The sequence below is a fragment of the Burkholderia gladioli genome, assembly GCF_000959725.1.
GTDB lineage: Bacteria > Pseudomonadota > Gammaproteobacteria > Burkholderiales > Burkholderiaceae > Burkholderia > Burkholderia gladioli.
Window position 1 is genome coordinate 1,346,818 of record NZ_CP009322.1, and the last position, 20,785, is coordinate 1,367,602.

A 20,785-nucleotide genomic window follows, 5' to 3' on the forward strand; every position below is an offset into this window, starting at 1 on the left:
AACAAACAAGACCACATTTATGACAATCCGTATCCCGGTCGCGTTGCTGTCGGCCGCCTGGCTGATACCAATGACCGTGTCAGCACAAGAGGCACCACGCCCAATCATTCCAGGCAACGATCAGCAAACCCGACAACAGGAAGAGGCACGAGAGCGCGAACGAGCCGTCTCCGCGCCGGGGGTACGTTCGGCCGCGACGGCGAGCGCCGAGTTTCCCACGCTGCCATCGGAAACGCCGTGCTTTCGCATCGATCGTTTCTCCCTCGACGTCCCCGATGCGCTGCCCGCTTCCCTGAAATCGCAAGGCGCATCGGCATTGCCGATGGACCGCTTCGCCTTCGCGCGTGAGTGGCTCGCCCACTACGCTGGGCAGTGCGTCGGTAAGCAAGGTCTCGACATGCTGATCAAGGGCCTGTCGCAAGCCATCCTGGCACGCGGGTACGTCACGACGCGCGTGCTGCTGCCCGAACAGGATCTCTCCACCGGCACGCTGAAGCTCTCGCTGATCCCCGGTGTCATCCGCCATGTGCGCTTCGCCGATGAAAAGCTCCGCGCCACCTGGAAAACCGCCTTCCCGACCGGCGACGGCGAACTATTGAACCTGCGCGACCTCGAACAGGGCCTCGAGCAGATGAAGCGCGTGACGAGCCAGGACGTGTCGATGCAGATCGTTCCCGCCGACGTGCCGGGTGAGAGCGACGTCGTACTCGACGTGAAGCGCGGCAAGCCGTGGACAGTCGTGACCTCGATCGACAACTCGGGTACGCGGGCGACCGGCCGCCTGCAGGGCAACCTGTCGCTCGGCATCGACAATCCCCTGGGCCTGAACGACATCTTCAATATCGGCGTGAGCCAGGATCTGGAGTTTGGCGACAAGCGCCTGGGCTCGCACGGCTGGAACGGTTTTTATTCGATCCCGTGGGGCTACTGGAGCGCGACGCTGTCCGCTTACACGAACACCTACTACCAGCAGATCGCCGGCGTAAACCAGACCTTCATCGCGAGCGGCAATTCGAAGACGATCGATTTCAAGCTGAACCGTGTGCTGTCACGCAGCCAGAACGATGTATTCGGCGCGCAGTTTCGCTTGTCGCGCCGGTTCGGGCAAAGCTTCATTGAAGGTACGGAAATTCCGCAGCAGCGCCGCAACAACACGTTCGTCGAACTGTGCATGACCGATCGGCACTACTTCGGTCATGCACAGTTCGACGGCACGCTCGTGTACCGGCAAGGTATTGGCGCACTCGGCGCACGGGACGACAGCCTCGCAGCCGATGGCGGCCCGACCTACCGCTACCAGATGACCGTGCTCGACGCCAACCTGTCGGTGCCGTTCGCGATCGCGCGGCAGCCGTTCCGGTACGTGACGACGTTCCACGGCCAATACACCGGCGACACGCTGTACTACATCGACGACCTGACGATCGGCAGCCGCTACACGGTGCGAGGATTCGACGGCGAAACGATGCTGGCGGCGTCGCGCGGCTTCTATTGGCGCAACGAGCTGCAGGCGCCGATCGGGCAGAGCGGACAGGCGATCTACGTGGGCCTCGACTACGGTCGCGTGTGGGGGCCGCAGCCGATCGTGCTGGTGGGCACGCAGCTCGCGGGCGCGGTGATCGGCATCAAGGGCAGCGTCGCGACACGCTTCGGCGCCTACGGCTACGACCTGTTCGCTGGCACGCCGGTCTACAAGCCGTCCGGCTTCCCGACCGCGCGGATCACGGTCGGATTCCAGGCGACGGCGCAGTTCTGATCTGACGGCGAGCGATCCCATCGTTCAAGATCGCGCCTGCCCGGCTGCACCGAGCCGGCCGCCGCCGCCCGTGGCCTGATTTTGTTATCCCCATCATTTTGTTCGATTCCGGAAAATGAAAATCAATCCAATCCGGCATTCGCTTTATCGAATCAAATATTGGGGGAAATGATAGCTATCAGGAATGCCAGTGCGCAGTTGACGGAAAGCTTTCTAATCACTCAATCTGAACCCGTCATCTGGCCGCGATTATTTCCGTGATAACGAAATGGATAGCTCGCGGACGCCGTGCCGGCCGCGTCGGGCGGCTGACGGGTGGCCCATGTCGGCAATTCGCGCGCATTCGCGAATCATCCGTTTTTCATCGACTCCGCATTTCGAATAAATCATGAAAAAATCACGGTCTCTGAAAGCAATCGTCTGCATCCTGGCTTCCATCGGTGTTTGCCTGATCGCCAATCAGGCGCACGCGCAAGCCGCCACCGGCGCCCCGATCCTGAAAGCGGCGGCGGCCTGCAATTTCAAGGTCTGGAGCCGCGGCGTCAATTACCAGAAGGGCGACATCGTGCTGTACCAGGCCAACGGCCAGTACTACAAGCTCGTCAACGTGGGCACCAACGGCAGCGACGGCACCGATCCGACCATCAGCACCTGGTACTGGGCGCCCACCACCTGCGACGGCGGCAGCTCGCCCGGCAACGGCACCGATTTCCCGCTCAGCCGCGCGACCTTCGAGCAGATGTTCCCGACCCGCAACAGCTTCTATACCTACGACGGCCTGATCGGCGCGCTGAAGAGCTATCCCGATTTCGCCGGCGAGGCCAGCCAGGACGTGCGCAAGCAGGAAATCGCGGCTTTCCTGGCAAACGTTTCGCATGAAACGGGCGGCCTGGTGTACATCCGCGAATCGAACCAGGCGAACTGGAACAGCTACTGCAGCAGCGGCAATTGCGGCGGCAAGCAGTATTACGGCCGTGGCCCGATGCAACTGAGCTGGGACTACAACTACAAGGCCGCCGGCGATGCGCTGGGCCTGAACCTGCTCGGCAACCCGGATTGGGTGGCCACCGACGCGACGATCTCCTGGGCCACCGCGATCTGGTTCTGGATGACGCAATCGGGCGCCGGCACCATGACACCGCACCAGGCCATGGCCAGCGGCCGCGGCTTCGGCGAGACGATCCGCTCGATCAATGGCTCGCTCGAGTGCAACGGGCGCAATCCGGCCCAGGTGCAGAGCCGGGTCGATGCCTACAAGCGCTTCGTCGGCCTACTCGGCACGACCACCGGCAGCGGCCCGACCGGCTGCTGAGGCGAATCTCCGGCGAGCGGCGCCGCATTCGCGCGGCGCCCGCCAGCCGGTTACGGGTAGCAGATACAGGGCCGGGCTGCTTGCAGCGCCGGCCCTTCGTCCGTCATGGCGCGCCGCGGCGATCTTGCGGTTCGTGACAAGTCGTTGACGGTCGCGCCGATTTTCAATAAAAAGGGATCGCTGAAGCCACCGTGTCCATTTCCCACCGGGCCACCATGACAACGACTCGAGGCATCTTCGTCGCGACACCCGCTTATGGTTCGAGCTGCTTCATGCCTTACGTGAACGGCCTGCTGTCGCTGCAGCGTGCCTGCCTGGAAGCCGGCATCGCCTTCGAATTCTTCTACGTGAGCGGGACCGCGCTGCTGCACGAGCAGCGCAACGTGCTGATCCAGCGCTTCCTCGGCGAATCGACGCTCTCGCACCTGCTCTTCGTCGACGCCGACGTCGGCTTCGAGGGCCGCGACGTGCTGCGCATGTTCGAGCTGGGGGCCGAGATCGCGATCGGCCCGTATCCGGCCAAGCAGATCAACTGGGAGGCGGTGGTGGAGACGGCGCGGCGCCGTCCCGAACTGTCTGCGCAGCAGGTCGCGCGGGTGGCGGCCGATTATCGGCACACCGTCTTCGCGATCGGCGAGGGCGCCTTGAGCCAGGGCGAGCGGCCGGTCGAGGTATCGGCGGGCGGCGCCGGCATGATGATGATCGAGCGCGCCGTGTTCGGTCGGCTCGCCAGTGCCTATCCCGACAAGCGTGTCGTGATCCCCTCGAACTACCGGCATCTCCTGCCGCATTCGACGCACCTGCACGAGCACTTCGAATTCCTGCATGCGCCCGACGACGGGCGCCCCTTGTCCGAGGACCTGTCGTTCTGCCGGAAATGGCGCGACCTGGGCGGGGCGATCTATGCCTGCCCCTGGTTCCATACCACGCATACCGGCAGCTACGCGTTCGACGGCGACCTGCCGGCGCTGCTCGGGAGTCTCTGAGGCGGGGTTAGCGCAGGCCGATCGTGCCTGCCGCGCCCGACGGCGAGCCCGGCTCGCGCCAGACTCAGGCGAGCCGGAACACCGATACCGCCGAACGCAGCCTGCCGGCCTGCTCGTCCAGCGAGGTGGCCGCGGCCGCCGCCTGCTCGACCAGCGCCGCGTTCTGCTGCGTGACCTCGTCCATCTGCGTGACCGCACGGCTCACCTGGTCGATGCCCGTGCTCTGCTCGGCGGAGGCCGCCGAGATCTCGCCGATGATGTCCGCCACCTGCCCGATCGAACGGTCGATCTCGTTCATCCGTTCGCCGGCCAGTTGCACCAGCCGGTTGCCGTCGCCCACCTTGTCGACCGACACCTGAATCAGTTCCTTGATGTCCTTGGCGGCCGAGGCGCTGCGTTGCGCCAGCGAGCGCACCTCGGCGGCCACCACCGCGAAACCGCGGCCTTCCTCGCCGGCGCGCGCCGCCTCGACGGCCGCGTTGAGCGCGAGGATGTTGGTCTGGAACGCGATGCTCTCGATCACCGAGGTGATGTCGGCGATCCGCGCGGACTGCTCGGCGATGCTCGACATCGTATCGACCACCTGGCGCACCGCCTCGCCGCCGAGCGAGGTCGCCTCGGTGGCGCTGCCCACCAGGCCGTTGGCATGCCGCGCGTTGTCGGCATTCTGCTTCACCGTGCCGGTGATCTGCTCCATGCTGGCCGCGGTTTCCTGCAGCGAGGCGGCCTGCTGCTCGGTGCGCTGGGACAGGTCGAGGTTGCCCTGGGCGATCTCGCCGGCGCCATGCGCGATCGCCTGGCTGGCGGTGTGGATCTCGGCGATCATCGCCGCCAGGCGCTCGCGCATCTCGGCCAGCGTGGCGATCAGGCTGCCCGGCGCGGCGCGCGAGACGTCGAACTCGAGCTGCAACTGGCCGTTGGCGATGTGGGTGGCGATCTCGGTGGCATGGGCCGGCTCGCCGCCGAGCGTGCGACGCACGCTGCGCACCATCATGTAGGCGATCGCCGAGACGAGCAGGGCGATCAGCACCGTGATCGCGGCGAGCAGGCCGGCGATCCGGTAGTAGGCCCGATCGATATCGTCATAGAAGAAGCCGGTGCCGACCAGCCAGTTCCACTCGGGAATCCGCACCACGCCCTGCAGCTTCGGCTCCGGTTCGGTGTTGGCGTTGCGCTTGATCAGCAGGTCGACCAGCGCGAAATGCGACTTCGCCAGCGCGGCGGCATAGGCCTCGCGATCGCTCAGGCCGCTGGCGGTGTGGTTGTCGGTGCTGCGCTTGCCGACGAAGTCGGGGTTGATGTGGACCAGGTTGACATTGTCGGCATCCTTGACCCAGTAGTAGCTCTTCTGGTCGACGTTCAGCGCGGCCAGCGCGTCGCGCGCGCCTTGTCGTGCCTGCTCGGCACTGAGTTGGCCGCGCGCCTGCCGCTGGCGGTAGCTGTCGACCAGATGCTCGGCCTTGCTCAGCAGGATCACGATCTGGTCGCCGCGGCTGTCGATCATGGCCTCGCGCATCACGCTCAGCGCGGTGGCGGCCATCAGGAGGATCCCGGCCAGCGCCGCGATCACGAGTACCGACAGTTTGGTGGACAGCTTCATGCGTTCACGCCTCGCCTGGATGATGTGGTCAGCTTCTATAACGACCCGGAGGCGAGGCGCCTTGAGACTTGGCGATCCTATGTAAACCCGTACTGGGCGCGGGAAATGGCGATTTCTCCTTAGACGTATGACGAAGGTGGACCGGTTTGTCCAGTCTCAGGACGCGGCTTGCCGGCGCCGTATCCAGCGCGCCTCGAGCGACCACGCGCCGCCGCCCGACAAGACGATCGACAGCGCCACGGCGCCCATCAGCACCGGATATTCGATGCCGCGTTCGAGCCAGGGCCAGGTGGGGCCGAGCACCCAGGCGATGCCGATCATCTCGGCGCAGATCGCGCAGGCCACGGCGCGCGTGCCGAGCCCGAGCATGAGCAGCACCGCGCCCGCGGTCTCGATCAACATCACCAGCACGGCGAGCTGCTCGGCGAAGGGCAGGCCGGCGCCGTCGCGGATCAGGCGGATCGAATTCGCCATCGGATCGGCCATCGCGCCGTGCGCGGTATGCAGCAGCTTCGGCAGGCCGTGGGTGAGCAGGATCGCGCCGAGCGAGATGCGCAGCACGGCGCGCGCGCCGTCGGAGGACGGCGAGGGGGAGGTGGGGGTGGTCGGCATCGACGGCTCCAGGCGAGGCGAGCATGGCGGGCGCGCCGGGATGACGGCGCGCCCGCCATGGCGATCTGCGGCTCGGAATGCTCAGGCGGGCTGCTTGGGCGGGATGCCCATCTTCGCCAGCGTCAGCGTCTCGTCGGCGCGGCCCCAGCCGCCATCGACGACCTCGTCGACGAGCACCATCGAATACGGGCGCACGCCCTCGCCGAAGTATTCGACGAACATCGCGGTGGTGCGGTGAATGATCTCCTCCTTGGTGGCGGCATCGAGGATTCCTTCGGGGAACTTGAAATTGGCGAATGGCATGGTGGCAGTCCGGATGGGTGGGCCGATCGCTCGGCCGGGATGCCGCGCGAGGCGCGCGGCGTGGAAGGTGCGCGGCGGATCGGGCCGCCGCGCGTCGAAGCAGTCGAGACAGTCGAGACAGTCGAGACAGTCGAGACAGTCGAATCAGGCGTAACCGCCGTTCACGCGCAGCACCTGGGCATTGACCCAGGCGCCGTCGGGGCCGGCCAGGAAGGACACCGCCGAGGCGATGTCCTCCGGTTCGCCGAGCCGCTCGAGCGGCGCGAGCTTGGCCAGCTTGGCGACCTGCTCGTCGGTCTTGCCGTTGAAGAACAGCTCGGTGGCCACCGGCCCCGGCGACACCACGTTGGCGGTGATGCCGCGTCCGCGCAGCTCGTTGGCGAGCACGCGCACCAGGCCCTCGACGCCGGCCTTGCTGGCGATATACGGCCCGTAGCCGGGGAACGAGAGCGCGATCACGCTGGTGGACAGCGCGATGATCCGGCCGCCGCGCTGCATGCGCCTGGCCGCCTGGGCCAGCACCAGGAAGGTGCCGCGCAGGTTGGTGGCGATGGTGCGATCGAAGGCCTCGAGCTGCTCGGTGTCGATGGCCGCCATCGACATCACGCCGGCGCTGTTGACCACCACGTCGACGCTGCCGAAACGCTCGACGGTGGTGTCGAACAGGCGCGCGACATCGGCCTCGCTGGCCACGTCGCCCTGCACGGCGACGGCGGTGCCGCCGGCCTCGACGATCGCGCCTACGGTTTCCTGCGCCGCCGCCGCGTTGCCGGCGTAATTGACGACCACGGCGAAGCCGTCGGCGGCCAGGCGGGTGGCGATGGCGCGCCCGATGCCGCGCGAGCCGCCGGTGACGATCGCGGCGCGGGTGGGGGATGCATTCATGCTTGGGCTCCTGGGTTCGAGAGGGCTGGCTTGCCCGTCAGGAATGCATTCTTCGCCTTTTCCGCGCCCCGATAAATCCACGCGGCTTGCGAACACAATTCAACCGGCATCAATAATTGCGCGGTCATTTGGGGGGAATTACGGCAATTTCTCGGTGACGATGCTGATAAAGTGACGCTCACATTCAACCCGAATCAACAATCGCGCCCATGGACCGTCTCGATACCCTGCAGTTGTTCACCCGGATCGTGGAGACGGGCAGCTTCAGCCGCTCGGCCGACATGCTCGGGATTCCCCGCGCCAGCGCGACCCACGCGATCAAGCAGTTGGAGGCGCGGCTCGGCACGCGCCTGCTGGAGCGCACCACGCGCCAGGTGCGGCCCACGCCGGACGGCAGCGCGTTCTACGAGCGCTGCGTGCTGGTGCTCACCGAGCTCGACGATGCCGAAGCCTCGCTGCGGCAGGTGGCCTCGAATCCGCGCGGGGTGCTGCGCGTGGACATGCACGGCACGCACGCCACCACGATCGTGATCCCGCGCATCGACGACTTCCATCGCCGCTATCCCGAGATCGAGCTGGTGGTCAGCAGCGGCGACCGGCTGGTCGACCTGGTGCGCGAGGGCGTCGACTGCGTGGTGCGCGGCGGCCGCCCGCACGATTCGTCGCTGGTCGCGCGGCGGCTCGCGATGATGCCGCAGGTGATCTGCGCGAGCCCGGCCTACCTGGCGGAATTCGGCATGCCGAAACATCCCGACGAGCTGCCCGGGCACCGCGCGGTGCGCTTCTTCTCGAGCAACGGCAACATCGACTACCCGTTCTCGCTGGTGGTGGACGGCGAGGTGCGCGACTACGACATCGGCGGCTGGATCTCGGTCAACGACGCGGAGAACTACGTGGTGGCCGCCGAGCGTGGCTGCGGGTTGATCCAGGTGCCGCGCTTCCACCTCGAGGGCGCCTTGCGCGACGGGCGGCTGGTGGAGGTGCTGCCCGAGTGGCGCAGCCCGGACCTGCCGCTCACGGCGCTGTACCCGTATCGGCGGCAGCTCTCGCCGCGCGTGCGCGTGTTCGTCGACTGGCTGCGCGAGATCTACACCGAGCTGTTCGGCCCGGCCTGAGGGCGCGGCGGGCCGGCGGCGGCCTTATTCCCGGCGCGTTTTAGCATCGAAAGAATCGGACTTTGGCGGCCCCGGTCGCGCGGATAAGATCGCGGCTCCCGCAGCCTGAGCGTTCCGCGCACGACAATAATGAATCGATCCGCCGCCTCGACATCCCCCGCATCCTCGTCCAGCCCGCGTTCCCGTGTTCGTCTCCCACTGCTCGCCGCGGCCGTCGCCGGGGCGGTGGCGCTGGCCTCCTGCGGCGGCAGCGACAGCGAGGTGGCGAGCGGCCCGAGCGCGCCTTCGACACCGCCGCCGGCCGCGCAGAAGCGTGCCAACATCCTGTACATCATGGCCGACGATCTCGGCTATTCCGACATCCACGCCTTCGGCGGCGAGATCAACACGCCGAACCTCGACGCGCTGGTGGGCTCGGGCCGCATCCTCGCCAACCATCATGCCGGCACGGTCTGCGCGATCACGCGCTCGATGCTGATCTCGGGCACCGACCACCACCTGGTCGGCGAGGGCACGATGGGCGCGCCGACCGACGAACGTCGCGGCCTGCCCGGCTACGAGGGTTACCTGAACGACCGCTCGCTGTCGGTCGCGCAACTGCTCAAGGATGCCGGCTATCACACCTACATGGCCGGCAAGTGGCACCTCGGCTCGGGCATCGTCGGCAGCGCCAGCGGCGGCGGGCAGACGCCCGACCAATGGGGCTTCGAGCACAGCTACGCGCTGCTCGGCGGCGCCGCCACCAATCACTTCGCGCACGAGCCGGCCGGTTCGAAAAACTACACGGAAGACGGCCGCTACGTGCAGCCGGGCCAGCCCGGCCAACCGGGCGGCGCCGGCGGCAGTCCCGCGGTGTTCTACTCGACCGACTTCTACACGCAGAAGCTGATCGCCGATATCGACGCGAACCACGGTGACGGCAAGCCCTTCTTCGCCTACGCCGCCTATACCTCGCCGCATTGGCCGCTGCAGGTGCCGGACCCGTGGCTGCACAAGTACGCGGGCGTCTACGACGCCGGCTACGACGCGATCCGCAACGCGCGCATCGCGCGGCAGAAGGCGCTGGGCCTGATCCCGGCCGACTTCCAGCCGTTCGGCGGGTTGCCGGAGACGCTCACGCGCTCGCCCGCCACCGCCAACAACGGCACGCCCGCCGCGCAGTACATCAGCGCGGTGCATCCCGCCTCGGCCGGCTACAGCGACTACGGCCAGGGCAAGGTGGACAAGGCCTGGGCCAGCCTGTCGCCGGCCGAGCGCCGCGCGCAGGCACGCTACATGGAGATCTACGCCGGGATGGTCGAGAACCTCGACTACAACATCGGCCTGCTGATCCAGCACCTGAAGGACATCGGCGAATACGACAACACCTTCATCATGTTCCAGTCGGACAACGGCGCCGAGGGCTGGCCGATCGACTCGGGCGCCGACCCCACCGCCACCGATACCGCCAACGCGCAGGACCCGGTGTATTCGGCGCTCGGCACCGACAACGGCCAGCAGAACGCGCAGCGCCTGCAATACGGGCTGCGCTGGGCCGAGGTCAGCGCCACGCCGCTGCGCCTCAGCAAGGGGTATTCGGCCGAGGGCGGCGTGTCGGTGCCGGCCATCGTGCACCTGCCGGGGCAGACGCGCGCCTTGCCGACGCTGAACCTGTTTACGCACGTCACCGACGACACCGCCACCTTCCTCGACGTGGCCGGCGTCACGCCGCCCTCGCAGCCGGCGCCGCCGCTGATCAACACGCTGACCGGCGTCGACGCGAATCGCGGCAAGGTGATCTACGGCGATCGCTACGTCTACCCGGTCAGCGGCAAGTCGCTGTTGCCGGTGCTGGCCGGCACCGCCACCGGCGAGGTGCATACCGCGCCGTTCGGCGACGAAGCCTATGGCCGCGCCTACCTGCGCAGCGCCGACGGCCGCTGGAAGGCGCTGTGGACCGAGCCGCCGCTGGGGCCGGCCGACGGCCACTGGCAGCTCTACGACCTGAAGGCCGACCGCGGCGAAACCAACGACGTCTCGGCGCAGAACCCGTCGATCGTGCAAACCCTGTTCGATCAGTGGAACGCCTACATGGCCAGCGTGGGCGGCGTGGAGCCGCTGCGCCCGGTCGGTTACTACTGAGCCGCGATCGATGCGCTTCGTGACGAAAACCGCGCTGGCCGGCGTTGCGCTGTTCGCCGCCGCCTTCGCGCTCTCGTATGCGGCCGCGGGCTGGCAGGCCGCGCCCGATGCCGCGTTCGACGCGGCCAATCGCGGCCGGCCGCTGGCGCCGCTCGGCAGCGAGTCGCGCTGCGAGCGTTATGGCGGGATTCCCGCCGGCTGGCGCGAGGATCCCAAGGCGGGCATGGTCCACCTGCATGCCGGCGCCTTCGTGTTCGGCAGCCCGCGCGGCTACCCGGACGAGCGGCCGGCCGGCGACGGGCGCACCCGCGTCGGCGGTTTCTGGATCGACCAGACCGATGTCACGGTGGCCCAGTTCGACAGCTTCGTGCGGGCCACCGGCTACCTGACCGAGGCCGAGCGGCAGGGCGGCGCGGCAGTGTTCCACGTGCCCTCGCGCGAGGAACTGGCCGCGCGCGACCTGGCCTGGTGGAGCTGGGTGAAGGGCGCCTCGTGGCGGCACCCGAACGGCCCCGGCAGCAGCGTGGACGGGCGCGGCAACCTGCCGGTGACGCTGGTCACGCTGCACGATGCGCTCGCCTATGCGCGCTGGCTCGGCCGCGATTTGCCGACCGAGGCGGAATGGGAATACGCGGGCAAGGCAGGCCGCGACGGCGCCGATCTCGATGCCGCGCCGGTGGGCAGCGACGGCAAACCCGCGGCGAACTACTGGCAGGGCGTGTTTCCGGTGATCGACACGGCCGAGGACGGCCATGCCGGGCTCGCGCCGGTAGGCTGTTATGCCGCCAACGATTTCCGGCTCTACGACATGATCGGCAACGCCTGGGAATGGACCCGCGATGCCTACGGCGGCCCGCATCAGTCGCATACCAACGGCGACACCGCCGCCGTCGCGCCGGCCTCGCGGCCTCGCGATACGCCGATGGTGATCAAGGGCGGCTCCTTCCTCTGCGCGCGTGATTACTGCGTGCGTTACCGCGCCTCGTCGCGCGAGAGCCAGGAAGCCGACCTGGCCGCCTCGCATATCGGCTTCCGGACCATCCTGAGGGACGCCTCATGAGCGGCCTCGGCAAGCCGGCCTCGCGCCGGCGAATGGCGGCGCGCGTGCTCTGCATCGCCTTGTGCTGCGGCTGGAGCGCTGCCTGGCCCTTGCCGCCGGTGCCGGCCGTCGCCTCCGCCACGGCCGGGGCGACAAGTCCGGCGGCGCCGCTGCGCATTGGCGTGACGCCGGGCCCGCATGCCGAGATCGCCGAGGAAGTGCGTCGCATCGCGGCCGCGCGCGGGCTGGCCATCGAGGTGCGGCGCTTCGACGATCCGGCGCGTATCGACGCGGCCCTCGCGGCCGGCCGGCTCGATGCGGCGAGCTTCGAGGACGCGCGCCAGCTCGAGGCCGCGCGCCGCGCGCACGGTTACGCGCTGAGCAGCGTCGCCCCCACCGTGACCTTGCCGCTCGCGCTCTATTCGCGACGGCTGCAAGGCCTGAACCAGCTGCGCCCCGGCGCGACCGTGGTGATCCCGGCCGACCGGCGCGGCGCCTCGCGCGCGCTGGTGCTGCTGCAGAACGAGAACCTGCTGAAGCTGCGCGAGGCGGCCGGGCTCGATGCCACGCGGCGCGATGTGACGGGCAACCGGCTCGGGCTGCGCCTGGTCGAGCGGCCCGCCGGCGAGCTGTATGCCGCGCTCGATCATGCCGACCTGGTGGCGATGGATCGCGAGACCGCGCAGCGCGCCGGCCTGCAGCCGGGGCGCGACAGCATTGGCACCGAGGATGCGCGCTCGCCCTATGCGAGCGTGCTGACGATCCGCGATGCCGATCGCGGCCAGCCCTGGGTCGGCGAACTGGTCGCCGCCTATCACGCCGAACCGCTCGCGCACTTCCTGCTGGTGCGCTACCAGGATTCGGTGCGGCGGCCCTGGTGATGCCCGGCGTGCCCGCGCGATCCTCTGTTGCGCCGATCCGGCTGGTGCCGCGCGGCGCCTCGTTCGCGCTGGCCTGTCATGCCTGCGGACGCTGCTGCAACAGCCCACCGTCGCTGTCGATGCGCGAGCTGTTCCGGCATCGCGAGCGTTTCGTCGCCAGCATCGCGATCGCGCGCGTGCCGAGGCGCCGGCTCGGCGAGCGGATCCGGATCGGCGAACTGAGCCACGAACTCGATGCCGAGGATCTGGCCGCGCACGACGCGCTGGCCGATCGCCTCTATCCACGCGTCGCGCCCGATGGCGACTGGTTGTCGATCAGCTTGCGCGGCCACGACTATCCCTCGCGCCAACGATGTCCCGCCTTGTCCGACGAAGGTCGTTGCAGCTTGCATGCGACGGGCAAGCCGGCGATCTGCGAGGCGGTGCCGCTCGATCCGCTGGCGCCCGATCGCCTGCAGGCCTTCGTGCTGGGCGCGCGTCGGGAGCAGGCGGAATGGATCGGCGCCGGCTGCCTGGTCGAGCCGGGCGAGCCCGATGTGACGGGCGTGGCCGAGCCCTTGGTCGAAGCAGGGCGCGTGCTGGCCGGCGCGGCGCTGGCGGCTTGTCGGGAGGCGCTGGAGGTGGAGCGCGCGATCTGGCGCGATGCGATCGCCGCGCAATTGATCGCGAGCGGCCCGGAATGGGCGAGAAGTTGGGCGCAACTGCCGCCGGGCGCGCACCTGACGATCCCGGTCGTGCCCGCGCTGCTGGCGATCGCGCGGATTTCGTCTCGATGCCGCGCCGCGTCGATCGAAGTGCTCGACGGCCAGCAGCGCCTGATCACGAGCATGGTCGAGGCCGCGCTTGCACGGCGCCTGCCCGAGGATCGCGCCACCACGCGCGAGCTGCGCGCGCATGCCGAAGCCTGCGGGAAGGCGCGGCGCGAACTGACACAGCCGGCGGCCTCGGCAGCGCCATGTCGGGATCTCGCCGCCGTCGAGGCCTGGCTCGGCCTGTCCTGATCCAGGCAAGCGACTATCGCGATGATCGCGCCGAGGCGCGGATGGTTCGAAGCCCGGCGCCGATATCGATATCAGAAAGGCTTGGTTGTTGCGCCGCCGGGTGCTGATTACGCTAGTCCGTTCAGCCTCGGGAACCCACGCATGATTCGCTTCGCTTCATCCGTTTCGCGACCGGCCGCGCGCCCGTCGCCCGCTTCACGGTTTACACCTTGCGGCGTCGCCCGCGCCGCGCTGCTAGCAACGGCCACGCTGGCGCTGGCCGCCTGCGGCAAGTCCGGCGGCGACGCCGTGGCCAGCGCCTCGGCAGCCGCGCAGCAGCCGGTTTCGGGCGGCACCCTCACCTGGGGCGTCACGACCGAGCCGGTCTGCTTCGACCCGCATCGCGCCTCGCAGCAGAATGCCTTCTGGGTGATCCGCAACGTGGTCGATTCGCTGATCGACAAGCGTGCCGACGGCAGCTACGCGCCCTGGCTCGCGAAGTCCTGGAGCGTGTCCGGGGATGGCAGGGTCTACACCTTCGAATTGCGCGACGACGTGCATTTCACCGATGGCACGCGATTCGACGCGAACGCCGTCAAGGCCAACTTCGACTACATCCTCGCGAACGTGGCCACCACCTCGGCATCCTCGTCCTTGCTGGTGCATTTCGACCACGCCGAGGTGGTGTCGCCGACTGAGGTGAAGCTGGTCATGAAACAGCCCGATTCGACCACGCTCGAATCGCTGTCGAGCGTCAAGCTCGGTTTCCTCTCGCCCAAGGCGCTGGCCTCCAACCACGATCTCTGCGCGGGCGGCCCGGGCTTGGTAGGCACCGGCCCCTTCGTGTTCAGCGCCTATCAGCGCGGCCAGTCGGCGACCTTCACACGCAACCCCGACTACCGCTGGCAGTCGGGCCGCGCCGCGCACCAGGGCCCGGCCTGGCTGGAGCGCGTGGTTTACCGCTTCCTGCCCGAGGCGGCGGTGCGCACCGGCGCGCTTAGCTCCGGGCAGGTCGACATGATCGAGGGCGTGCAGCCGACCGACGCGCCGGTGTTCGACGGCGTCGAGGGGTATGCCTATTACACGGGGCCGTCCGCGACCACCTCGTTTACGCTCAACGTCAACTACACGGCCGCGCCGGCCGACGACGTGCGGGTGCGCCGCGCGCTGCGCGACGGCTTCGATCTCGACGCGATCGTCAAGAGCGTCTACCTCGGCACGGTGCGGCGCGCCTGGTCGAACATCGGCCCCGACAATCCCGATACGAACGCGGCGCTCAAGGGCAGCTGGGGCAACGACGTGAAGGGCGCCAACCGCCTGCTCGACGAAGCCGGCTGGACCGGGCGCGACGCCGACGGCTTCCGCACCCGGGACGGCAGGCGCCTGACGATCGAGGTCGGTTATCCGCAGCCCTACGTGCGCGACAGCCGCGACGTGCTGATCCGCGCGATCCAGTCCGCGCTGCGCCAGAACCTCGGGCTCGACCTGCGGCTGCGCATCACCACGGCCGGCGATTTCGCCAACCAGAAGGCGACCGGCATCTGGTCGATCTACCCGAACACCGACAATCCGTCCGACGTCGCGATGGAGCTGTGGGACATGCTCGGCGACCAGGGCTTCCTCTACAACGCGATCCCGAAGTCGGATCCGGTCATCACCGGCGCGATCAACCGCGCGCGGCGGCTGCCGGTCGGCGAGGAGCGCCGCGCGCTGCTGGCCGAGATCCAGCGGCGCGCGGTCGACCAGGGCTACATCGTGCCGCTGTTCGCGCCGGCCTATCACATCGCGGCTCGCTCGGACGTGCACGGCATCGGCTTCGAACCGCAGCTCGACGGGCCGAACAGCGCCTACGAGCTGTGGCTCGGCAAGCCGGCGGGCCAGGGCTGAGCCATGCTGCGCCAGATCGCGACACGCCTTGCGACCGGGCTGCTGGTGCTCTGGCTGGCCGCCAGCGCGGCCTTCCTGACCATCCATGCGTTGCCCGGGCGGATCGAGGACATCCTGGCCGGCGACCTCAGCTACCCGGGACTGCGCGAGGCGATCGCCGCGCAGTGGGGGCTCGACCGCAGCCTGCCGGTGCAATACGGCCGCTTCCTGCTGCGGCTCGCGCAGGGCGACCTCGGCACCTCGTTCGTGATGCAGCAGCCGGTGGCCGCCGTGCTGCTCGGCCAGCTCTGGCCGACCGTGCAGCTGGCCGGCTCGGCGGCCCTGCTGGCGATGCTGCTCGCGCTCATCGCCGCGGCCGCGACCGCCGGCGCGCACGACACGCATGGCGCCTGGCCGCGCCGGCTGGCCTCGGCCACCGAGCTGACGTTCACCTCGATGCCGGTGTTCTGGCTCGGGATGCTGCTGCTGATCGCCTTCTCGTTCCACCTGCGCTGGTTCCCGGTATCGGGCGGCGGCGGTTGGCGGACGCTGGTGCTGCCGGCCGTGACGCTGGCCTTGCCGACCGCGGGCGTGCTGGCCCAGGTGATGCGCGAGGCGCTCGACGAGGCCTTCGAGAGGCCCTTCGTCACCACCGTGCGCGCGCGCGGCGTGTCGGCCTTCGGGCTGCGCGTGCGGCACCTGCTGCGCCATGCGCTGGTGCCGGTGGTCACGCTGGGCGGCTGGCTGGTCGGCGGCCTGCTCGGCGGCGCCGTGATCACCGAGAAGATGTTCGGCCGGCCCGGGCTGGGCAGCGTCACGCTCGACGCGGTGACCTCGCAGGACGTACCGGTGGTGCTCGCGGTGGTGCTGCTGGCCGCCTTCGTCCATGTCGCGATCTCGACCCTGCTCGATATCGCCTATCTGTTCATCGACCCGAGGCTGCGCAAATCATGAGCGACCTGTCCATCGCGCCGGCGGCGCATTGCGTCGCGCCGCGCTCGCGAGTCCGGCACCTCGTGCGCGGCCTTGCGGGCTGGCCGCCGTCGGCCTGGCTGTCGGCCGGTTTCCTGTTCCTGCTGGCCCTGGCGCTGGCCTTTCCCGGCTGGTTCACGCCACACGATCCGCTGCTCGGCGATGTCGCGCACGCGATGCAGCCGCCCGGCGCCGGCCACTGGTTCGGTACCGACCGGATCGGCCGTGACGTGCTGGCCCGGGTAGTCTACGGCGCGCGCTACTCGCTCGTGATCGGCCTGGCGAGCATGCTCGTCAGCCTGCTGGTCGGCCTCGTGATCGGTCTGACGGCGGGGCTCGGGCCGCGCGCGCTCGACGAAGGCGCATCGCGGATCTTCGACGTGCTGTCGGCCTTTCCGCCGATCCTGCTGTCGCTGTTCGTGGTCTCGTTCGCGGGCCAGGGGATCGTCAATATCGCGGTGGCGGTGGGCATCGCCGGGATTCCGAAGTTCGGCCGCGTGCTGCGCGCCCGCACGCTCGGCGTGCGCCGGGCCGACTACGTGCGCCATGCCCCCAGCTACGGCTATTCGCGCACGCGCGTGTTCCTGCGGCATCTGCTGCCCAACGTGCTGATCGCGATCCCGGTGGTCGCGACCATCGACATCGGCAGCGCGATCCTGGCCGTGTCCGGGCTGAGCTTTCTCGGCCTCGGGCCGCAACCGCCCACGCCGGAATGGGGCGTGATGCTGGCCGAGGGGCGCGACGTGCTGCGTGTGGCCTGGTGGCCGAGCGTGTTCCCCGGTCTGGCGATCACCCTGACGGTGGTGGCCTTCACCGTGCTGGGCAAGACCCTGTCGCGGCAGCGGCAAGGCTCGTCTCGATGAGTGCGGAGGAGGGCATGAAGACATCGCGTGAGGGTTTGCCGCGGGTGCTGGTCGAGGTGCGGGATCTCTCGATCGGTTTCGAGCGGGCCGCCGGCGGCGCGCCGCTGGTGCGCGGCGTGGATCTGAGCATCCGCGCCGGGGAATGTGTCGCACTGGTGGGCGAATCGGGCTCGGGCAAGAGCCTGACCGCGCGCAGCCTGCTCGGCCTGGCCGGCGCCGGCGCGCGCATCTCGGCGACGCGTTTCGAGATCGACGGGCGCGATGCGCTCGGCTGGCGCGAACGCGACTGGCGCCGGGTCCGCGGCGCCTTCGCGGGCCTGGTGATGCAGGACGCGCTGGTCTCGCTCGATCCGCTGCGCACCATCGGCGAGGAGATCGCCGAGTCGCTGGCCCTGCACGGCGGCCCACGTCGCCGCGGCGAACGCGAGGCTCGCGTGCTGGAGGCGATGCGCGCGGTCGGCATCCCCGAACCGGAGCGGCGTGCGCGCCAGCATGCGCATGAATTGTCGGGCGGCCTGCGCCAGCGCGCGCTGATCGCCTCGGCGATCGCCGCGGCACCGTCCTTGTTGATCGCCGACGAACCGACCACCGCGCTCGACGCGACGGTGCAGGCCCAGGTGCTGGCGGTGCTGGCCGAACGCCTGCGCGCGGGCGCCGCGCTGCTGCTGATCAGCCATGACCTGGCGCTGGTGGAGGGCATCGCGGATCGCGTCCTGGTGATGCATCGTGGTGAACTGGTCGAGCAAGGCGTGACGCGCGAGGTGCTGGCGCGCCCCGCGCATCCCTATACGCGTCGCCTGCTGGCTGCGCGGCCCGACGCGGCCTCGCGCGGCTACCGGCTCGCCACCGCGCGCTTCGACGACGAGCAGGGCACGAGCGGCAAGGGTGGCGACCAGGCCGACATGCCCGGCGCCCCACGTTCGCGCATCGTCCGCGAACGCCTGCCGGTGCGGCCTCCCGTGTCGTCGGCCCACCCGGTGCTCCAGGTCGATGGCATCGGCAAGATCTATCCGCAGCGTGGCGGCGCACCTTTCGTCGCGCTCGACCAGCTATCGTTCTCGGTCGCGCCGGGCGAAGTGCTGGGCATCGTCGGCGAATCGGGCTCGGGCAAGAGCACCACGGCCAACCTGGTGCTCGGACTGCTCGAGCCCAGCGCCGGCGAGGTGCGTTTCCTCGGCAGCCGCTGGAACGGCGCGGGCGTGCGCGAGGCGGCGCGGCGCGCCTTGCGGCCGAAACTGCGCTACATCCCGCAGGATCCGCTGAGCGCCTTCGATCCGCGCCACACGGTGCGGCAACTGCTGGGCGACGGCCTGCATGCGGCCGAGCTGGATCCGGTGCGACGACTGGCGCGCAGCGTCGAGCTGCTCGAACGCGTCGGCCTCGATGCGGCCATGCTCGAACGCCGCCCGCTCACCCTGTCGGGCGGCCAGCGGCAACGGATCGCGATCGCGCGCGCGGTGGCCAGCGAGCCGGCGCTGATCGTCTGCGACGAACCCGTGTCGGCGCTCGACGTGCAGGTGCAGGCGCAGGTGCTCGACCTGCTCGCCGAGTTGCAGGCCCGGCTCGGCGTGGCGCTGATCTTCATTTCGCACGACCTCGACGTGATCCGACATGTCAGCGATCGCGTGCTGGTGATGAAGGAGGGGCGGGTGGTGGAGGCGGGAGAATCCGGCGCCGTGTTCGACGCGCCGCGCGCGGCGTATACGCGGCAATTGCTGGCCGCCTCGCCGTCGTGGCGCCGGGAAATGGGAGAGCCGGTGGCGGCTTGAGGACGGGCACGCGCCTGGCCGAGGCGCCGCGCCTGCCGTTCAGCCTTGCGCGCCGGGCGCGTGCTCCGGCATGGCGCGTTCGAAATCGCCGGCCAGCGCCCCCAGCGTGACCTGGCCCAGCTTGGCCAGCAAGGCCGCCTCGGCCTCCGCCAGCGTCGCGCGCAGATGCGCGTTGACGGCGCGCTCCACCAGGCATTGCGGGTGATCCTCGGACACCAGCTCCGAGAACAGCGGCGGCTCGCCCACCGCGCGATAGACGTCGAGCAGGGTGATCGCATCGAGCGAGACCGCCAGCGTCCAGCCGCCGCCATGTCCCTTTTCCGATTGCACGTAACCCGCATCGCGCAGGCCGCCGAGCAGGCGCCGCACCACCACCGCATTGGTGCAGAGCATCGCGGCGATCGCCTCGGAGGTCAGCGGTCCCTCGGCGCGGTTCATGTGGATCAGCGCGTGCAGCATCCGTGACAGGCGGCTATCGGTTCTCATGGTTCTCCGGGTTTGATCACGTAACATGGCGAGTTGCAAGATGGATGGTACACGCCTATCATGCAACTCTTGATGTTCCATGAGATGGCCGTCGATGTCGGCGGCAACGGGAGGCCCCATGCAGTCACACCATGAAGTCGTCGTGATCGGCGGCAGTTTCGCGGGCCTGTCGGCCGCGATGCAATTGGCGCGTGCGCGCCGTCGCGTGCTCGTGATCGACGGCCGGCGGCCGCGCAACCGCTTCGCCGCGCATTCGCACGGCTTTTTCGGGCAGGATCGGCGCGCGCCGGCCGACATCATCGGCGACGCCACCGCCCAACTGGCCGAGTACCCGAGCGTCGAGATCCGGCTCGGCGAGGCGCATCGGGCGAAGCTTGACGAGGGCGGCGAGGGCGGCTTCGTGGTCACGCTCGAGGACGGCGCCACGGTCACGGCCGAGCGCCTGATCCTCGCCACCGGCGTGCGCGACGAGCTGCCGGAGGTGGCGGGGCTGGCCGAGCGCTGGGGCGTGAGCGTGCTGCATTGTCCGTATTGCCATGGCTACGAGATCGGCGAGGGGCAGCTCGGCGTGCTGGCCACGCACCCGATGTCCTTCCACCAGGCGATGCTGGTGTCCGACTGGGGCCCGACCACCTGGTTCACGCAGGGCGCCATCGAGCCCGCCGCCGAGGAGATCGCCCAGCTCGAGGCGCGCGGCGTGCGGATCGAGACGAGCCCGGTGGCCGAGCTGCTCGGCGCGGCCCCCGCGCTCGACGGGTTGCGCCTGGCCGACGGGCGCGAATTCTCGCTCAAGGCCCTGTTCGTCGGCACCCGCACGCAGATGGCCAGCGACCTGGCCAGGCAGCTCGGCTGCGAGATCGAGACCACGCCGTTCGGCGAGATCGTGCGCGTCGACGCAATGAAGCAGACCAGCGTGCCCGGCGTGTTCGCGGCGGGGGATGCCTCGAACATGATGACCAACGCTACCTTCGCCTCGGCCTCGGGCGTGATGGCCGGGGTGGCCGCGCATCGCTCGCTGGTTTTTCCGGAAGGACAGTGAGGGCAGGGTGGCGATTCGGCAAATTCGACCGGCTTCGCCGCCTGCCCGCGTCGCGATCGCGTCGGATTCGATGCCAGGGGCGGCCAGGATCGCGGTTGCCGCGTCCCTGGCCTCGTTATGACCGCCACTCATATTCGTATCCGATTTGCTTCGTTGTTTTGTGGCGCGCGCGGTCGTAGATTCTGGTTTTTGTTAGCCAG

General features: G+C 69.1%; 18 protein-coding genes. 13 read left to right on the top strand and 5 right to left on the bottom strand.

From position 1 onward, the window contains the following. Positions 1-19: 19 nt before the first annotated feature. The 3 genes from BM43_RS06440 to BM43_RS06450 all read left to right on the top strand — a co-directional run bounded on the left by BM43_RS06440 (position 20) and on the right by BM43_RS06450 (position 4,054). Entirely contained in the window at positions 20-1,756 is a 1,737-nt protein-coding gene (locus tag BM43_RS06440; protein ID WP_036056292.1) for a ShlB/FhaC/HecB family hemolysin secretion/activation protein, read from the top strand. A gap of 388 nt (positions 1,757-2,144) precedes the next feature. Beyond that, positions 2,145-3,068, top strand: a complete 924-nt coding sequence (locus BM43_RS06445) for a glycoside hydrolase family 19 protein (RefSeq protein ID WP_036056290.1) — start codon at positions 2,145-2,147, stop codon at positions 3,066-3,068. Positions 3,069-3,283: 215 nt separating this feature from the next. Continuing rightward, positions 3,284-4,054 (top strand): hypothetical protein, encoded by a 771-nt coding sequence (locus BM43_RS06450; RefSeq protein WP_144417628.1) that lies wholly within the window; start codon positions 3,284-3,286, stop codon positions 4,052-4,054. 64 nt (positions 4,055-4,118) lie between these two features. Here BM43_RS06450 and BM43_RS06455 read toward each other — a convergent pair whose 3' ends face one another. The 4 genes from BM43_RS06455 to BM43_RS06470 form a co-directional block, all read right to left on the bottom strand. Then, the gene (locus BM43_RS06455) at positions 4,119-5,654 is read right to left on the bottom strand and encodes a methyl-accepting chemotaxis protein (RefSeq protein WP_036056286.1); all 1,536 of its coding nucleotides are present in this window, start codon (positions 5,652-5,654) and stop codon (positions 4,119-4,121) included. Between the two features lie 156 nt (positions 5,655-5,810). After that, entirely contained in the window at positions 5,811-6,266 is a 456-nt protein-coding gene (locus BM43_RS06460) for a DoxX family protein (RefSeq protein WP_036056285.1), read from the bottom strand. Between the two features lie 81 nt (positions 6,267-6,347). Next, positions 6,348-6,569 carry a tautomerase family protein gene (locus BM43_RS06465; RefSeq protein WP_013690291.1) on the bottom strand — a complete coding sequence of 74 codons (222 nt, stop codon included), beginning with the start codon at positions 6,567-6,569 and terminating at the stop codon, positions 6,348-6,350. 144 nt (positions 6,570-6,713) lie between these two features. Then, positions 6,714-7,454, bottom strand: coding sequence for an SDR family oxidoreductase (locus BM43_RS06470; RefSeq protein ID WP_036056283.1), 741 nt, complete (start codon positions 7,452-7,454; stop codon positions 6,714-6,716). 209 nt (positions 7,455-7,663) lie between these two features. On the opposite strand from BM43_RS06470, the gene BM43_RS06475 reads away from it, so the two are divergent. The 9 genes from BM43_RS06475 to BM43_RS06515 all read left to right on the top strand — a co-directional run bounded on the left by BM43_RS06475 (position 7,664) and on the right by BM43_RS06515 (position 19,060). Continuing rightward, complete coding sequence (locus tag BM43_RS06475) at positions 7,664-8,569, top strand: LysR family transcriptional regulator (RefSeq protein ID WP_013690293.1); 906 nt, start codon at positions 7,664-7,666, stop codon at positions 8,567-8,569. A 129-nt stretch (positions 8,570-8,698) separates the two neighbouring features. Continuing rightward, positions 8,699-10,690 (top strand): arylsulfatase, encoded by a 1,992-nt coding sequence (locus BM43_RS06480; RefSeq protein ID WP_036056280.1) that lies wholly within the window; start codon positions 8,699-8,701, stop codon positions 10,688-10,690. A 10-nt stretch (positions 10,691-10,700) separates the two neighbouring features. Then, the gene (locus BM43_RS06485; protein ID WP_036056278.1) at positions 10,701-11,750 is read left to right on the top strand and encodes a formylglycine-generating enzyme family protein; all 1,050 of its coding nucleotides are present in this window, start codon (positions 10,701-10,703) and stop codon (positions 11,748-11,750) included. A 32-nt stretch (positions 11,751-11,782) separates the two neighbouring features. Next, entirely contained in the window at positions 11,783-12,610 is an 828-nt protein-coding gene (locus tag BM43_RS06490) for a MetQ/NlpA family lipoprotein (protein ID WP_036057291.1), read from the top strand. Further along, complete coding sequence (locus tag BM43_RS06495) at positions 12,610-13,611, top strand: hypothetical protein (RefSeq protein ID WP_042284575.1); 1,002 nt, start codon at positions 12,610-12,612, stop codon at positions 13,609-13,611. The genes BM43_RS06490 and BM43_RS06495 overlap by 1 nt, the downstream gene beginning before the upstream one ends. 141 nt (positions 13,612-13,752) lie before the next feature. Beyond that, positions 13,753-15,477 carry an ABC transporter substrate-binding protein gene (locus tag BM43_RS06500; protein WP_036056274.1) on the top strand — a complete coding sequence of 575 codons (1,725 nt, stop codon included), beginning with the start codon at positions 13,753-13,755 and terminating at the stop codon, positions 15,475-15,477. Positions 15,478-15,480: 3 nt separating this feature from the next. Continuing rightward, positions 15,481-16,410 carry an ABC transporter permease gene (locus BM43_RS06505; protein WP_036056272.1) on the top strand — a complete coding sequence of 310 codons (930 nt, stop codon included), beginning with the start codon at positions 15,481-15,483 and terminating at the stop codon, positions 16,408-16,410. Beyond that, entirely contained in the window at positions 16,407-17,291 is an 885-nt protein-coding gene (locus tag BM43_RS06510; protein ID WP_036056269.1) for an ABC transporter permease, read from the top strand. Before BM43_RS06505 ends, BM43_RS06510 begins: the two co-directional genes overlap by 4 nt. 14 nt (positions 17,292-17,305) lie before the next feature. Further along, complete coding sequence (locus tag BM43_RS06515) at positions 17,306-19,060, top strand: ATP-binding cassette domain-containing protein (protein ID WP_036056267.1); 1,755 nt, start codon at positions 17,306-17,308, stop codon at positions 19,058-19,060. A 39-nt stretch (positions 19,061-19,099) separates the two neighbouring features. Here the strand turns inward: BM43_RS06515 and BM43_RS06520 are convergent, their stop codons facing one another. Then, positions 19,100-19,546 carry an Rrf2 family transcriptional regulator gene (locus BM43_RS06520; RefSeq protein ID WP_036056265.1) on the bottom strand — a complete coding sequence of 149 codons (447 nt, stop codon included), beginning with the start codon at positions 19,544-19,546 and terminating at the stop codon, positions 19,100-19,102. 118 nt (positions 19,547-19,664) lie between these two features. Here BM43_RS06520 and BM43_RS06525 point away from each other — a divergent pair, with 118 nt between their 5' ends. Continuing rightward, entirely contained in the window at positions 19,665-20,585 is a 921-nt protein-coding gene (locus tag BM43_RS06525; RefSeq protein WP_036056263.1) for an NAD(P)/FAD-dependent oxidoreductase, read from the top strand. Positions 20,586-20,785: the final 200 nt, after the last annotated feature.

Coding starts and splice junctions, on each gene's coding strand:
- BM43_RS06460 (WP_036056285.1), bottom strand. CDS start 6,266: ATGCCGACCACCCCCACCTCCCCCTCGCCGTCCTCCGACGGCGCGCGC.
- BM43_RS06480 (WP_036056280.1), top strand. CDS start 8,699: ATGAATCGATCCGCCGCCTCGACATCCCCCGCATCCTCGTCCAGCCCG.
- BM43_RS06495 (WP_042284575.1), top strand. CDS start 12,610: ATGCCCGGCGTGCCCGCGCGATCCTCTGTTGCGCCGATCCGGCTGGTG.
- BM43_RS06470 (WP_036056283.1), bottom strand. CDS start 7,454: ATGAATGCATCCCCCACCCGCGCCGCGATCGTCACCGGCGGCTCGCGC.
- BM43_RS06520 (WP_036056265.1), bottom strand. CDS start 19,546: ATGAGAACCGATAGCCGCCTGTCACGGATGCTGCACGCGCTGATCCAC.
- BM43_RS06515 (WP_036056267.1), top strand. CDS start 17,306: ATGAAGACATCGCGTGAGGGTTTGCCGCGGGTGCTGGTCGAGGTGCGG.
- BM43_RS06510 (WP_036056269.1), top strand. CDS start 16,407: ATGAGCGACCTGTCCATCGCGCCGGCGGCGCATTGCGTCGCGCCGCGC.
- BM43_RS06445 (WP_036056290.1), top strand. CDS start 2,145: ATGAAAAAATCACGGTCTCTGAAAGCAATCGTCTGCATCCTGGCTTCC.
- BM43_RS06490 (WP_036057291.1), top strand. CDS start 11,783: ATGGCGGCGCGCGTGCTCTGCATCGCCTTGTGCTGCGGCTGGAGCGCT.
- BM43_RS06450 (WP_144417628.1), top strand. CDS start 3,284: ATGACAACGACTCGAGGCATCTTCGTCGCGACACCCGCTTATGGTTCG.
- BM43_RS06475 (WP_013690293.1), top strand. CDS start 7,664: ATGGACCGTCTCGATACCCTGCAGTTGTTCACCCGGATCGTGGAGACG.
- BM43_RS06485 (WP_036056278.1), top strand. CDS start 10,701: ATGCGCTTCGTGACGAAAACCGCGCTGGCCGGCGTTGCGCTGTTCGCC.
- BM43_RS06525 (WP_036056263.1), top strand. CDS start 19,665: ATGCAGTCACACCATGAAGTCGTCGTGATCGGCGGCAGTTTCGCGGGC.
- BM43_RS06440 (WP_036056292.1), top strand. CDS start 20: ATGACAATCCGTATCCCGGTCGCGTTGCTGTCGGCCGCCTGGCTGATA.
- BM43_RS06455 (WP_036056286.1), bottom strand. CDS start 5,654: ATGAAGCTGTCCACCAAACTGTCGGTACTCGTGATCGCGGCGCTGGCC.
- BM43_RS06505 (WP_036056272.1), top strand. CDS start 15,481: ATGCTGCGCCAGATCGCGACACGCCTTGCGACCGGGCTGCTGGTGCTC.
- BM43_RS06465 (WP_013690291.1), bottom strand. CDS start 6,569: ATGCCATTCGCCAATTTCAAGTTCCCCGAAGGAATCCTCGATGCCGCC.
- BM43_RS06500 (WP_036056274.1), top strand. CDS start 13,753: ATGATTCGCTTCGCTTCATCCGTTTCGCGACCGGCCGCGCGCCCGTCG.